The organism is Bradyrhizobium australiense, from assembly GCF_013114825.1.
In the GTDB taxonomy this organism is placed as follows: Bacteria; Pseudomonadota; Alphaproteobacteria; order Rhizobiales; family Xanthobacteraceae; genus Bradyrhizobium; species Bradyrhizobium australiense.
In genome coordinates this window covers 44494-58317 of sequence record NZ_JAAVLX010000007.1, presented here as the reverse complement: position 1 = coordinate 58317, position 13824 = coordinate 44494, and the positions used below count along the sequence as shown (strand labels likewise).

Genomic DNA, 13824 nt, shown 5'->3' with positions numbered 1-13824 from the left:
TTCGCATGCTGGCGCGTCTGTCGATCCGTGACATCGTCCTGATCGAACGGCTCGATATCGAATTCTCCCGTGGCCTCGCGGTGCTGACCGGCGAAACCGGCGCGGGCAAATCCATCCTGCTCGATGCCTTCGCGCTGGCGCTCGGCGGTCGCGGCGACGCGGGCTTGGTCCGCCACGGCGCGGAGCAGGGCCAGGTGACGGCCACTTTCGACGTTCCCAAGGGCCATCCGGCGACAAAGATCCTTTCCTCGAACGGCCTCGACGATACCGGCGAAATGATTCTTCGCCGGGTGCAGCTCGCCGACGGCCGAACCCGCGCCTTCATCAACGACCAGTCGATCAGCGTGCAGACCTTGAAAGCGGTGGGCGCGGCGCTGGTCGAGATTCACGGCCAGCATGACGAGCGCGCGCTGGTCGACGCCTCGACGCACCGGCAGTTGCTCGACGCCTTTGCCGGGCTGGAAAAGGAAGTCGCCGCGCTGGAAACGCTGTGGGAGGCGCGACGGACCGCCAATCAGGCGCTCGACGAGCATCGCGCCAGCATGGAGCGCGCCGCGCGCGAGGCGGACTATTTGCGCCACGCCGCCGACGAACTCAAAGCGCTGAAGCCCAAGGACGGCGAGGAGACGGCGCTCGCCGAACGTCGCACCACCATGATGCAGGGCGAGAAGATCGCCAGCGACCTGCGCGAGGCGCAGGAGGCGGTCGGCGGCAACAACTCGCCGGTGCCGGCGCTGGCCGCGGCCGTGCGACGGCTGGAACGCCGCGCCGCCAATTCGCCTGCGCTGGTCGAGCCGGCGGTGAAGGCGATCGATATCGCGATCAACGCGCTGGGAGAGGCGGACCAGCATCTCAGCGCAGCCCTGGTCGCGGCCGATTTCGATCCGGCCGAGCTCGAGCGCATCGAGGAACGGCTGTTTGCGCTGCGCGCAGCCTCCCGCAAATATTCGACGCCGGTGGATGGGCTCGCGGCGCTGGCTGCCAAATTCGCCTCCGACGTGGCGCTGATCGATGCAGGCGCGGATCGGCTGAAGAAGCTGGAAGCCGCGGCTGCCGAAGCCGACCAGCGCTACGCCGCGGCGGCGGCGAAGCTATCAGCAGCCCGCAGCAAGTCCGCCGAAAAACTCAACAAGGCTGTAAATGCCGAACTCGCACCGCTGAAACTCGAGCGCGCGAAATTCATGACGCAGGTCGAAACGGACGCGAACGCGCCGGGGCCGCAGGGTATCGACCGCGTCGAGTTCTGGGTGCAGACCAATCCCGGCACCAAGCCCGGCCCGCTGATGAAGGTCGCCTCCGGCGGCGAGCTGTCGCGTTTTCTGCTGGCGCTCAAAGTGGTGCTGTCCGACCGCGGCTCAGCGCCCACGCTGGTGTTCGACGAAATCGATACCGGCGTCGGCGGCGCGGTGGCGGATGCGATCGGTGCCCGCCTCGCGCGGCTGGCCGGCCAGGTCCAGGTGATGGCGGTGACGCACGCGCCGCAGGTCGCCGCAAGGGCGAACCAGCATCTGCTGATTTCCAAGGACGCGCTCGACAAGGGCAAGCGCGTCGCCACCCGCGTCAACGCGCTCGCCGCCGACCACCGCCGCGAGGAAATCGCCCGCATGCTGGCGGGGGCGGAGATCACCGCGGAAGCGCGGGCGGCGGCGGAGCGGCTGTTGCGGGCGGCAACGGCGTAATCTGCTCGTGTCCCGGACGCGGTGCAGCCTCAAACGCTGCTCCGCAGAGCCGGGACCTACCGTGTTGATGGACCCCGGATCAGCTGCGCACCGCTTGCGCGCTGCGCAGCATCCGGGGAACGGCACCCCCGTCCGGCTTTGCCCTCAGGCCTACTTCATCGTATTCAACACCCATGGCCAAGACAGCGAAAACAAAAACCCTTACCGACATCGCCAAACTCACCAAGGCCCAAGCCAAGGTGGAGCATATGCGGCTGGCGCTGGAGCTTGAGGCGCACGACAAACGCTATTATCAGGAAGATGCTCCCAGCATCAGCGATGCCGAATACGACGCCTTGCGGCAGCGCTTCAACGCGATCGAGAAGCGGTTTCCCGAATTCGTTACAGCGGAATCGCCGTCGCAGAAGATCGGCGCGATGCCATCGGGTCGCTTCAAGAAAGTCCGGCATGCAGTGCCGATGCTGTCGCTGGACAACGCGTTCGCCGAACAGGACGTGCTCGACTTCGTCGGCCGCATCGAGCGCTTTCTCAAACTCAGTGACGACAAGATCGATTTTTCCGCCGAGCCGAAGATCGACGGGCTGTCGATGTCGTTGCGCTACGAGGGCGGCGAACTCGTCACCGCCGCTACCCGTGGTGACGGCGCGGAAGGCGAGGATGTCACGGCGAACATCCGCACTCTGGAGGACGTGCCGCAGAAGCTGAAGGGCCGCAACGTGCCTGATATCTGCGAGGTGCGCGGCGAGGTCTACATGACCAAGAAAGCGTTTCTCGCGCTGAACGAGCGGCAGAAAGCTGCGGGCGATACTATTTTTGCAAACCCGCGCAATTCGGCTGCAGGCTCGCTGCGCCAGAAGGATCCCTCCATCACCGCTTCGCGCCCGCTCGGCTTCTTTGCCTATTCCTGGGGCCAGATGAGCGCGATGCCCGAAAAGACTCAAACCGGCATGATCCACTGGTTCGAGCGCTGCGGCTTCAAGACCAATCCGCTGACAAAACTCTGTCACTCCGTCGAGCACTTGATTGCGTTCCATCACAAGATCGAGGAGCAGCGCGGCGAACTCGACTACGACATCGACGGCGTCGTCTACAAGATCGACCGTATCGATTGGCAGGAGCGGCTCGGCTTTGTCTCGCGCACGCCGCGCTGGGCGATTGCGCACAAATTCCCGGCCGAACGGGCCATGACGGTGCTGCGCGATATCGAAATCCAGGTCGGCCGCACGGGATCGTTCACGCCGGTCGGCAAGCTAGAGCCGGTCGGCGTCGGCGGCGTGATCGTGCAGAACGTCACGCTGCACAACGAGGATTACATCAAGGGCATCGGCAACAAGGGCGAGCAGTTGCGCGAGGGGCGCGACATCAGGATTGGCGATACCGTCGTGATCCAGCGCGCCGGCGACGTGATTCCGCAGGTGGTCGACGTTGTGATCGACAAGCGGCCGAAGAACACGAAGGAATTCCACTTCCCGAAAAAATGCCCGTGCCCGCTGCATACCGACGTCGTGCGCGAGGAGACGGCAACCGGCGAGGAAGGCTCGCGTGCCCGCTGTACCGGCGAGTTCGCCTGTCCGTACCAGAAGATAGAGCATCTAAAGCTGTTCGTGTCGCGCCGGGCGTTCGACATCGATGGCCTCGGCGAAAAGCAGCTGCAGTATTTCTTCGATGAGGGTTGGGTGAGAGAACCCGCCGATATCTTCACGCTGCCCAAACGCAACGCCAAGCTGAAGCTTGAAGAGATCGAGGGCTATGGTGAAACCTCCGTGCGCAACCTGTTCGCGGCGATCGAGAGCCGCCGACGCATCGCGCTGGAGCGCTTCATCTATGCGCTCGGCATGCGCCATGTCGGCGAGACCACCGCGCTGGCGCTGGCGCGCGGCTACGGTTCGTGGGACGCCTTCCACGATGCCTGCCTCAAGATCGCCAAGGGCGACGAGGACACTATCGCCGAGATGGATGCGCTCGACCAGATCGGCGATACCGTAATCAAGAGCGTCGCCGCCTATTTCGGCGAAAGCCATAACCGCGGCATCGTCGAGCGGCTGGTTAAGGAGCTCAGCGAGATCGTTGACGCCGAAAAGCCCAAGAGCAATTCGGCCGTCGCCGGCAAGACCGTGGTGTTCACCGGCTCGCTGGAAAAGATGACGCGGGATGAGGCCAAGGCAACGGCCGAGCGGCTGGGCGCCAAGGCCGCCGGCTCGGTGTCGAAGAAGACGGACTACGTCGTCGCGGGTCCGGGCGCGGGTTCAAAGCTGGCGGAAGCGAAGAAGCACGGCGTACAGGTGCTGACCGAGGACGAGTGGCTGAAGCTGATCGGAGAGTAGGGATTCCGCCACACCCATAATCGTCGTCACCCGCAAGGCGGGTGACCCAGCATTCCAGAGACAGCGGTGATTGAGCCGAGAGGCCGCGGCGTACTGGATCCCCGCATACGCGGGGGATGACAGCTTTGCTTTTGCGGCTATACGCTCACAACATCCCCGATTCTTCCTCCTCCGCCTTCTCCATCAATTCTTCGCTGACCACCACGTCTCGCCGCGGCACGAGGAAGAACATGGAGGAGGCGCACGCGATCGAGAGCGCGAAGATCGCCGCCGTCAGCGGCAGCGTGGTCGTGGAGTGGCCGCCGAGATAGGCGCCGAATTGTGAGACCAGCGCGCCGATGCCCTGCTGCAGAAAACCCATCGCCCCGGAGGCGGTGCCGGCGGCCTCGGGGCGGGCGCTGATGGCGCCGGCCGCGGCGTTGTTCATCACGAAGGCGTTGGCGACCATCACGATCATCTGGGTGCCGAACAGCCAGAGCGGCGCCTGGTTGATTCCGGCAATGCTCAAGACCAGGTTCAGCAGACTGCCGCCGAATTGCACGGCGAGCCCGAACCAGATCAGCTTCTCCAGCGAATGCCGCGGCGCGAAGCGGACGCAGAACACATTGCCGATCAGATAGGCAAATCCCGTCGTCGCGAACCACGCGCCGTATTCGGCCGTGGTTCGGCCCATCTGCGTCACCACGATGTAAGGTCCGCCGCCGGCGAACATGAAAATGATCTGGGAAGCCAGTACCTGGCACAGCACATAGCCGATGAAGGCGCGGTTGCGGATCAGCTTGCCGACGTCGCCGCGGAAGCTGCTGCTCTCGCTGCGTTCGCGGCGCGTCTCTGGCAGCGCCAGCGCGATCAGGACCGCGACGCTGAGCGAAGCCGCCGTGATGAAATAGAAGATGGCGCGCCAGCCGAATGCGGTTTCCAGGAGGCCGCCGACCAGCGCGCTGAGCATCTGCGCCATCATCATGACCGCGATCACAAGACTGATCATGGAGCTGATGCGGTCGCGGCTGTAGAGGTCGCGGATGATGGCGCGGCTCACCACCATGCCGGTGGCGCCACCAAGCGCCTGCAGGAAGCGCGCGGCGATCAGTTGCGGCAGCGTCTGCGCCAGCGAGCAGCCGACGCTTGCCGCCACCATCAGGGCAAGGCCCGCGAGCAGCACCGGGCGGCGTCCGAATTTGTCCGACAGCGGCCCCATGATGAGCTGCGAGCAGGCGATGCCGACCATGTAAAGCGACACCGTCATCTGTGCGACGGAAATATCGCCGCCGAACGTCGTTGCCAGCACGGGGAGCGCCGGCACCAGCATGTAGAGCGAGATCGGCGCGACGCCGGTCATCGCCACCAGCATCAGCAGCATGATTTTCGAAGTCGCGACGGCATTCACCGCCGCGTCGGGCGGCTTGCCCATGACGCCGTGCATTCAGTTCAGATCCTGTTGGTTGAATCGGACTGTAGCGCGGTGGCTGACGGCGAATACGACCGTTTCGGCATGCGGCCATGCCGAATTCGTACAACACACTCCACTGGGTCACCCGCGAAAGCGGGTGACCCAGTATTCCAGAGAAGGACGACCATGGGTTAGGCAACAGTGCTCACAGCGGCTGCAGCGCCGCCGTCGCGTCATCCAGCCACAGTTTCGTGGCGTTGTCGTCGAGATGCGGGCGCACCGCGCGGTTGACACGCTCGTGGTAGTCGTTGAGCCACTTCAATTCCGTCGCGCTCAGCATGTTCGCATTGATCAGGCGGCGATCGATCGGCGCCAGCGTCAGCGTCTCGAATGCGTTCACCGGCTTCTCGGCCCCGGGTATGTCGGTGCCGATAACCAGTTCGAGGTTCTCGATCCTGATACCGAAGGCATCCGTCTTGTAATAGCCAGGCTCGTTGGAGAGGATCATGCCGCGCTTCAGCGGTGTGGTGCCAAGTTTCGAGATGCGCGCCGGGCCTTCATGCACCGAAAGATAGCTGCCGACGCCGTGGCCGGTGCCGTGCTCGAAGTCGAGGCCGGCCTGCCAGAGATATTGCCGCGCAAAGGAATCGAGCTGTGCGCCGGTGGTGCCGTCGGGAAACACCGCGCGCGCAATTGCGATGTGGCCGCGCAGTACGCGGGTGAACCGGTCGCGCATTTCGTCGGTGGGCGTGCCGATCGCGATGGTGCGGGTGACGTCGGTGGTGCCGTCTTCATATTGCGCGCCGGAATCGATTAGCAGCAGATCGCCGGGCGAAATTCTGCGGTTGCTCTTGCGGGTGACGCGGTAATGCACGATGGCGCCGTTCGGCCCGGTGCCCGCGATGGTCGGAAACGAGACATCTTTCAGCGCGCAGGTCTGGCGGCGGAAGGTCTCCAGCGCCTCGACGGTGTCGATCTCGGTCAGCGCGCCCGACGGCGCCTCGCGGTCGACCCAGGCGAGGAAGCGCGCCAGCGCCAACGCGTCGCGCTGGTGCGCGGTCCGCGTGCCCTCGATCTCCGTGATGTTCTTCACCGCCTTTAACAGGCTCACCGGATCATTGCCACGCACCGGCTTGCCGCCGGCAGAAGCGATCAGGCGACTCACCGCGTCCGCCGCGGTGGCGCTGTCGAGGGCGATCGCGGCGCCGCTGCGCGCAAGCTCGGTCAGATCAGGGACAAGCGCGTCCGGCTCCCGCACGTCGGCGGATTGTTCGAGATGGTCGCGCGTCAAGTTGGACAGCTTGCGATGGTCGATGAAGACAGTGGGACGGCCATCCTTCGGCACCAGCGCATAGGACAAGGGCAGCGGCGTGTGCGAGACGTCGGCGCCACGGATGTTGAAAGTCCAGGCCACCGCGTGGCTATCCGACAGCACCAGCGCCTCGACGCCGAGCTTGTTGATCTCCAGCCGGATGCGCTTGAGTTTTTCGGCTTCGATCTCGCCGGAAAACTGCACGCCGTGAATGGCGACGCGGCCAAGCGGAGGGGCCGGGCGCTCGGTCCAGATCTGGTCAAGCGGGTTGCTCTCGACTGCGATCAGCTCCGCGCCCGCCTTGGTGCAGGCAGCGGCCAGACGCTCGGCTGCCGCGGAAGTGTGCAGCCAGGGGTCAAAACCGAAGCGGTCGCCGGCCGCAAGGTGTTTCCCAAGCCAGTGTTCCGGCGGCGGATCGGCCAGCGGCTCGATATGCCAAGCCTTGCGGTCGACCTGCTTGGCGGCCTGCAGCGTATAGCGGCCGTCGACGAAAACCGCGGCCTCGCGTGTCAGGACGATCGCCATACCAGCCGAACCGGTGAAGCCGGTCAGCCAGGCCAGGCGCTCCTCGGAGGCCGGGACATATTCGTTCTGCTGCTGATCGGCGCGCGGAACCACGAAACCGGTGAGCTTCCGCCGTGCCAGCTCCTCGCGGAAGCGGGCGAGCCGCGCGGTCAGCGCCACACCGCCTTCGGGTTCTTCGAATGTCTGGAAATGGGCTTCGAACATCGCTTGGTCACTTTAGGGTCGGGCGGAGCGGTCCGCAATGCGGCGCTATCGGCCACAATTTGGTATAATCTGTGCTTCAATATGTATCTGTGCTTCAATATGTGGGTCCGCGCTAGTCGGACGGAGCGGTTGGCGGTGTGGCCGTTCAGCTCAGAGATACCGGGGAAACTCCAGGAGTGTTTCAACTCAACGAAGAGGGGATACACCATGCCTGCTTTCACGTTCGAGAAGATTTCGCCGCCGGACCGTCGCGGCCCGGTTCCGCCGGTTGCCAACAAGAAACAACGCGGCGTCATCGTCCAGATCCTCGACCGGTTCGCCGAAGCGCGCCTCAAGCGGTCGTTGAAGGACGAGAAGGGCGTGAGCGCCCGTAACCGGCACAGACCAGCCGACTAGAGTTTCAGTTCACCTTGCGCAGCAGGAGGCTGCTCCATCCTTCGATGCGCAGGTGCCGTACCGGCACCAGCCCACGGGCGCGATAGGCGGCGATGACGGCGGGCGCCTGATGCGGCAGTAGCCCTGAGAGAATGACCAGCGCCGACGGCGCCAGATGCCGCGCCATCGGCCCTGCCAGCTGCCGCAGCGGATTCGCGAGGATGTTCGCCAGCACCAGATCGAACAGCGCCGATTGGGTAAATTGCGGTGCCGAGAAGCCGGTGGCGCGGACCGTCCGCACCAGATGTCCTGACACGTTCAGCCTGGCATTGTCGCGCGCGACCTGCACCGACGGCGGATCGATATCGCTCGCCAGCACTTTTTCATGCAGCGCCTTGGCCGCCGCAATAGCCAGCACGCCGGTGCCGGTGCCGAGATCGAGCACGCGCCGCGGGCGCCAGGCCTTCAGAGCCTGATCGAGCAGCAGCAGGCAGCCGCGCGTGGTGCCGTGGTGGCCGGTGCCAAAGGCCAGCGCCGCCTCGATCTCGATGCCGAGCTTGTTCGGCGCAATCCTGTCGCGATCGTGCTGGCCGTGGACCACGAACCGCCCGGCCGGCACGGGGACGAGGTCCTCGAGGCTGGCCTTGACCCAATCCTTGGCCTCGACCGTATCAAACGTGATGCCCGCGGCGATGTCAGCACCGGCCGCGTTGGCCACGAGTTCGCGGACCAGCGGCTGATCGGGGGGCTCGGCAAAGTGCACCGTGACGTCCCATCGGCTATCCGGCCGTTCGAACGCGGCGATCGCGGCCTGGCCTTCAAAAAAAATTTCGGTCAGGGCATCGACGACGCCTCTGGCTGTGTGCTCGTCGCCGACAGCAAAATGGACGCGATGTGTGGAGGCAAGGGAAATCATTGAAGAACCTGGAGAAAGTAGGGAAGGGTACGATTGGGAACGGGCGTTTCGTTCAAATTTGAGAAAATTTCATGTCGTACTACTCGGAAAAGTTGCATGTCGCCTGTTAGGGCCGCCTTAGATTCATCTCCGTAGGTTCCCGAATAGGAACTGCAGGGGCAGCCTCGGTTCCAGGAACATAAACCTAGGTCGGAACCAGCCATGTCGATCATTAAGTCATTCTTCAAGGACGAATCGGGAGCCACGGCCATCGAGTATGGCCTGATCGCAGCGGGTATCGCGATTGCGATCATCAGCGTCGTGAACGGCCTCGGTACCAAGCTCAGCAGCAACTTTGACACCATCAGTAGCTCGCTGAAGTGACCGCTCGTTTGTTGGGCATTTCGGGACCGGGCGCGCCAAGCGTCCGGTTCCGTCATTTTTGGGCTAGTCCAACGCTTGTCCACAGACCTTTCCCACCCTTATCCGTGGAAGCATACGGTGCTTTCCACAGGCGCTGCGGTGAGGCTTTCACAGGCTTGCTGTGGAGTTTAGACAGTCGATCCACAGGTTTTTCCTGTCGTTACCCAGCGGCTTTGCACCCTTTGTCGACATCCGGCCGCATCTGTGAGGCCGAAGGCGAGCGGCCGGCACGTCCTTAAGATTCCGTTTACCGCCCGCATACACACGCCATTCACCGCGCCGCCAAGATGGTTCGTTTCGATCGGTCTGATGGAACCGCAGATTAAGTTGCAGCTCCTTAAGAACTGGCACGCTGAAAACAGCGAAACACAGGGGGAAATTTCAACATGAAGAAGATTACCGTCGTTGTTGCCTTGATGTGCGCCGTGAGCGCGTACGCAAGCTATCCGTCGGCCACCAAGTCCGGCGCGACGCCTTCGCTGGCGCTGTCGATGCAGGAATCGCGTTCGGTTCCGTTCGAAGCTCACGACGCCGTTTGATTTGACAATTTGATCACAAGGCGCGACGCCGGTCCTGGCGTCGCGCCTTGCGCGTTCGACCTATCCGAACAGGGCGCGGTGATCGCCCAGGATCACCTTCGCGGCGTTGTGGCCGGGGGCGCCGGTGACGCCGCCGCCGGGATGCGCGCCCGAGCCGCAATGATAGAGACCCTTGAGCGGCCCGCGATAATCGGCATGGCCCAGCATCGGCCGCGCCGAGAACAATTGATTGAGCGTTAGCGCCCCATGAAAGATGTCACCGCCGAGCAAGCCGAACTGCCGCTCGAGGTCGAGCGGCGACAGCACCTGGCGGCCAATCACGCTGCCCGCAAAGCCCGGCGCGAATTTGTCAACCGTCGCGATCATGAGGTCGGCGACCTCCTCGCGGTGATCGTCCCATGACCTTCCGCCAGGCAATTCCGGCGCGACATGCTGGCAGAACAGGCTCGCGACATGCCGTCCGTTCGGTGCGAGGGAATCGTCGAGCGTCGAGGGGATCAGCATTTCCACCACCGGCTCGCGGCTCCAGCCGTGCTCTCGCGCGTCCTGCCAGGCGCGGTCCATGTAACCGAGGCTGGGTGCGAGAATGATGCCGGCGGTGAGATGATCGCCGGCACCGGGCAGGGCGCTGAAGGACGGTATCGCGTTCAGCGCGACATTCATCCGGAAGGTGCCGGATGCGTTGCGCCACCGCGCGATGCGTTCGAGGAATTCCGGCGCCAGCGCGCCCGACGGCACGAGCCGCGTATATAGCAATTTCGGATTGACGCCGGAGACGACGTATTTCGCGCGGACAGCCTCGCCATTGTCGAGAACGACGCCCGCAGCGCGCCCGCCCTCGACGATCACCTCGCGCACGCCGGCGTCCGTTTCGATCTCGGCGCCATAGCCGCGCGCGGCGCGCGCCATCGCTTGCGTGATCGCGCCCATGCCGCCGATGGCGTGGCCCCATACGCCTTTCTTGCCGTTCACCTCGCCGAACGCATGGTGCAGCATCACATAGGCGGAGCCGGCGGCGTAGGGGCTGGCGTAATTGCCGACGATAGCGTCGAAACCGAACAGCGCCTTCACCAGGTCGCTCTCGAAACGCTCGTCCAGCATTTCGCCGGCCGAGCGCGTGAACAGGTCGAGCAAGCTGCGCTGCTGTTCGAGCGAGAGCCTGCGCAGGATGCTCGCAGACCCGACGGCATTGAAAGCTTCGCGAATCGCACCAATGCCAAACCCCTCGACGAGGTTCGGCGGCGCGCGCAGCACGAATTGCCGCAGCACGTCGGCGATGGCCTCCAGTTCGCGCGAGAAGGCCTCAATCGCGCCGGCATCGCGCTCGCTGAGCTTTGCCACCGATTGCCGGGTGCGGCCCTCGCCGGTCAGGAGATAGCTGCCGTCGGGCGCGGGCAGAAAATTCTGTGCGCGGCGCTCGACGATGCGCAGGCCATGTTCGGCAAGCCTCAGGTCGGCGATGATCTGCGGGTTGAGCAGGCTGACCGTATAGGCGGCCACCGAATTGCGGAAACCGGGATGGAATTCCTCGGTCACCGCGGCGCCGCCGACCGTCTTGCGGCGCTCGACCACTTTCACGCGCAGGCCTGCCATCGCGAGATAGGCCGCGCAGGTGAGGCCGTTATGCCCCGCACCGATGATGACGATTTCGGTTTCGTTCATGTCCGCTTCAAGAAGGTTTGATTAGAGCGTGCTGTCGCGCCGTCCCGGCGCGCCGTCAAGTCCATCATTCCGCGGTTCCTTGCTAGCCATGTTGTCATATGCTCCAATTCGCGCTTCCGGCACAACCTGCCGGAATGCTCGCCGCCGGCTCCCGCCGGGTTCAAGCCGGAGCTTTTATGATTTCTGAGCCGTCTGCCTCGCGAAACCGGCTGGTGCTGGTCGTCTACACCGCCGCTATCTTCGTCAGTGCACTGCTGTTGTTCTCCGTGCAGCCCTTGTTCACCAAGATGGTGCTGCCGCGGCTCGGCGGCTCGCCGGCGGTTTGGTCGGTGGCGATGGTGTTCTTCCAGTCGCTGTTGCTCGGCGGCTATGCCTATGCCCATTTTCTGATGCAGGCGCGCAATCGCAGGATTCCCGTGGCGGTCCATCTCGTGCTGCTCGCGTGTGCGATGCTGACGCTGCCGCTGTCGATTGCGAGCGGGTGGGGCGATCCGCCGAATTCAGGCTATGCGATCTGGCTGCTCGGCCTGTTTGCGGTTTCGATCGGGCTGCCGTTCTTCGCGCTCGCGGCCAACAACCCGCTGCTGCAGGCCTGGTTCGTCCGCACCGGCCACCCCAACGGTCCCGACCCGTACTTCCTCTACGCTTCCTCGAACGTCGGCAGTTTCCTGGCGCTGTTGTCCTATCCAGTGCTGCTGGAGCCGATGTTCACGCTGCGCATGCAGAACCTGATCTGGACCGGCGTTTATGGCTTCTTGATCGTGCTGATTGCCACCTGCGGCGTGTTGCTGCTGCGCTCGCCGGTGAACGCGGCTGCACTCAACATGCCGGCCGACGACACCGGCGCGCCGGCGCCGTCATGGATTTTGCGCGCCCGCTGGATATTCCTCGCGGCCGTGCCCTCGGGGCTGCTGATCGCGGTAACGGCCCATATTTCCACCGACGTCGCCGCAGCGCCCTTATTGTGGGTGCTGCCGCTGTCGCTCTATCTCTTGACCTGGGTGCTGGTGTTCCAGTCGCGTCCGCTGCTGCCCCACAAATGGATGCTGCTGGCGCAGCCACTGGCGATCGCCGGCGTCGTGGTGCTGCTCGCGGTCGGTGGCGAACAGAATCTGCTGCTGACGCTCGGCGGGCATCAGCTCTGTTTCTTCGTGATCGCAATGGCCTGCCATGGCGAACTGGCGCGCACCCGTCCGGCGGCGAAATATCTCACCGGCTTCTATGTCGCGCTGTCGTTCGGCGGCATGCTCGGCGGCTTATTCGCCGGCCTGATCGCGCCGTTCACCTTCTCATGGGTTGCGGAATACCCGATCCTGCTGGCGCTCGCGGCGCTATGCCGGCCGACCGGCGGCGAACGCCTGCCGCGCTGGAGCGCGTGGTACTGGCCGTTCCTTGCGGCGCTGGCGGTGGCGTTGATCGCGCCGGCCTGGTCGACCGGAAAACTGTTCAACTGGTTCGAGGATCATCGCGTGTGGGTGATCGGCGCAGTCGGGGTGCTGGCGGCGCTGCTGGCGCTTGCGCTCAACGCCAACCGCTGGAAGATCTGTGCGACCGTCGTGGTGGCGCTGGTATTGCTACGCGCCTATCCTTCCGACGACGGCCGGGTGGAGACGGTGCGAAGTTTCTTCGGCGTCCACAAGATCGTGATGACGCCGAACGGCCAATATCACGTGCTGATGCACGGCACCACGATCCACGGCGCCGAGAAATTCAAGAACGACGACGGCACGCCGGTCACCGGCCAGCCGGAGCCAATCACCTATTATCACAAGGACGGCGGCATCGGTCAGGCGATCACGGCGATCCGAGAACGCAAGGGCGCGCCACTGCGCGTGGCCGTGATCGGGCTCGGCTCCGGCACGCTGACCTGCGCCTCGGAGGCCGGCGAGGACTGGAAATTCTTCGAGATCGACCAGACCATGGTCGATACCGCGCGCGACCCGAAATATTTTACCTATATCCAGGTCTGCGAGCCGAACATACAGCCCGTGATCGGCGATGCGCGGCTTACCTTCGCGCGCGAACCCGACGGTGTCTATGACCTGATCATCGTTGACGCCTATTCGTCGGATGCGATCCCGATTCATCTGGCGACCGAAGAGGCGATGGAAATCTACAAGTCGAAGCTGGCGCCGCAAGGGGTCGTGGTGATGCACGTCTCCAATCGGCATCTGGAACTGTCGAGCGTCGTCGTCGGCATCGCCGACGCCAACGATTTGAAGAGCTGGGTCTACAGCGAGGATTCCGGGCGCGACAATGAATACATCTTCTCGACCTCGGTCGTGGTCTCGGCGCGCGAAGAGCCCGACGTCGGCAAGCTGGCGTCGTCGGACCAATGGGCGCTGACCGAAGCTGAAGAGAACCAGCGGGTTTGGACCGACGATTATTCCAACGTGCTGGGCGCGGTGTGGCGGCGGCTCAGAAAAGGCGAGGAATAGGCGGGTTGCGGTCGAGCAGGGTGCGCCTATGATTGAGCGTGCCTAACCAACGGAATTC

Annotated in this window: 10 protein-coding genes; 6 read left to right on the top strand and 4 right to left on the bottom strand. The window is 64.1% G+C overall.

The features are described 5' to 3' along the window. The first annotated feature begins 5 nt into the window (after window positions 1–5). Window positions 6–1679 (top strand): DNA repair protein RecN, encoded by a 1674-nt coding sequence (recN, locus tag HCN58_RS20795; RefSeq protein WP_171581266.1) that lies wholly within the window; start codon window positions 6–8, stop codon window positions 1677–1679. Window positions 1680–1852: 173 nt separating this feature from the next. Further along, a complete protein-coding gene (ligA, locus tag HCN58_RS20790) occupies window positions 1853–4003 on the top strand; it encodes an NAD-dependent DNA ligase LigA (RefSeq protein WP_171581265.1) in 2151 nt (716 codons plus the stop codon). A 145-nt stretch (window positions 4004–4148) separates the two neighbouring features. On the opposite strand, the gene HCN58_RS20785 is transcribed toward ligA, so the two are convergent. Both HCN58_RS20785 and HCN58_RS20780 read right to left on the bottom strand, forming a co-directional pair. After that, window positions 4149–5426 (bottom strand): multidrug effflux MFS transporter, encoded by a 1278-nt coding sequence (locus HCN58_RS20785; protein ID WP_171581264.1) that lies wholly within the window; start codon window positions 5424–5426, stop codon window positions 4149–4151. Between the two features lie 172 nt (window positions 5427–5598). Continuing rightward, window positions 5599–7434, bottom strand: a complete 1836-nt coding sequence (locus tag HCN58_RS20780; protein ID WP_171581263.1) for an aminopeptidase P family protein — start codon at window positions 7432–7434, stop codon at window positions 5599–5601. 207 nt (window positions 7435–7641) lie between these two features. Between HCN58_RS20780 and HCN58_RS20775 the strand changes: the two genes are divergently transcribed. Further along, entirely contained in the window at window positions 7642–7830 is a 189-nt protein-coding gene (locus tag HCN58_RS20775) for a hypothetical protein (protein WP_171581262.1), read from the top strand. Between the two features lie 4 nt (window positions 7831–7834). On the opposite strand, the gene HCN58_RS20770 is transcribed toward HCN58_RS20775, so the two are convergent. Next, a complete protein-coding gene (locus HCN58_RS20770) occupies window positions 7835–8725 on the bottom strand; it encodes a 50S ribosomal protein L11 methyltransferase (protein ID WP_171581261.1) in 891 nt (296 codons plus the stop codon). A gap of 201 nt (window positions 8726–8926) precedes the next feature. On the opposite strand from HCN58_RS20770, the gene HCN58_RS20765 reads away from it, so the two are divergent. Both HCN58_RS20765 and HCN58_RS20760 read left to right on the top strand, forming a co-directional pair. Next, window positions 8927–9088 carry a Flp family type IVb pilin gene (locus HCN58_RS20765; RefSeq protein ID WP_171581260.1) on the top strand — a complete coding sequence of 54 codons (162 nt, stop codon included), beginning with the start codon at window positions 8927–8929 and terminating at the stop codon, window positions 9086–9088. Between the two features lie 425 nt (window positions 9089–9513). After that, window positions 9514–9666, top strand: coding sequence for a hypothetical protein (locus HCN58_RS20760; RefSeq protein ID WP_171581259.1), 153 nt, complete (start codon window positions 9514–9516; stop codon window positions 9664–9666). A gap of 60 nt (window positions 9667–9726) precedes the next feature. Here the strand turns inward: HCN58_RS20760 and HCN58_RS20755 are convergent, their stop codons facing one another. Further along, window positions 9727–11328, bottom strand: a complete 1602-nt coding sequence (locus HCN58_RS20755) for a phytoene desaturase family protein (protein ID WP_171581258.1) — start codon at window positions 11326–11328, stop codon at window positions 9727–9729. Between the two features lie 176 nt (window positions 11329–11504). On the opposite strand from HCN58_RS20755, the gene HCN58_RS20750 reads away from it, so the two are divergent. Next, window positions 11505–13766 (top strand): fused MFS/spermidine synthase, encoded by a 2262-nt coding sequence (locus HCN58_RS20750; RefSeq protein ID WP_171581257.1) that lies wholly within the window; start codon window positions 11505–11507, stop codon window positions 13764–13766. The last annotated feature ends 58 nt before the right edge of the window (window positions 13767–13824 follow it).

What these genes read in the sequence shown, in the direction of transcription:
- ligA (WP_171581265.1), top strand. Translation starts at nt 1,853, where the DNA reads ATGGCCAAGACAGCGAAAACAAAAACCCTTACCGACATCGCCAAACTC.
- HCN58_RS20760 (WP_171581259.1), top strand. Translation starts at nt 9,514, where the DNA reads ATGAAGAAGATTACCGTCGTTGTTGCCTTGATGTGCGCCGTGAGCGCG.
- HCN58_RS20785 (WP_171581264.1), bottom strand. Translation starts at nt 5,426, where the DNA reads ATGCACGGCGTCATGGGCAAGCCGCCCGACGCGGCGGTGAATGCCGTC.
- HCN58_RS20770 (WP_171581261.1), bottom strand. Translation starts at nt 8,725, where the DNA reads ATGATTTCCCTTGCCTCCACACATCGCGTCCATTTTGCTGTCGGCGAC.
- HCN58_RS20775 (WP_171581262.1), top strand. Translation starts at nt 7,642, where the DNA reads ATGCCTGCTTTCACGTTCGAGAAGATTTCGCCGCCGGACCGTCGCGGC.
- HCN58_RS20750 (WP_171581257.1), top strand. Translation starts at nt 11,505, where the DNA reads ATGATTTCTGAGCCGTCTGCCTCGCGAAACCGGCTGGTGCTGGTCGTC.
- recN (WP_171581266.1), top strand. Translation starts at nt 6, where the DNA reads ATGCTGGCGCGTCTGTCGATCCGTGACATCGTCCTGATCGAACGGCTC.
- HCN58_RS20780 (WP_171581263.1), bottom strand. Translation starts at nt 7,434, where the DNA reads ATGTTCGAAGCCCATTTCCAGACATTCGAAGAACCCGAAGGCGGTGTG.
- HCN58_RS20755 (WP_171581258.1), bottom strand. Translation starts at nt 11,328, where the DNA reads ATGAACGAAACCGAAATCGTCATCATCGGTGCGGGGCATAACGGCCTC.
- HCN58_RS20765 (WP_171581260.1), top strand. Translation starts at nt 8,927, where the DNA reads ATGTCGATCATTAAGTCATTCTTCAAGGACGAATCGGGAGCCACGGCC.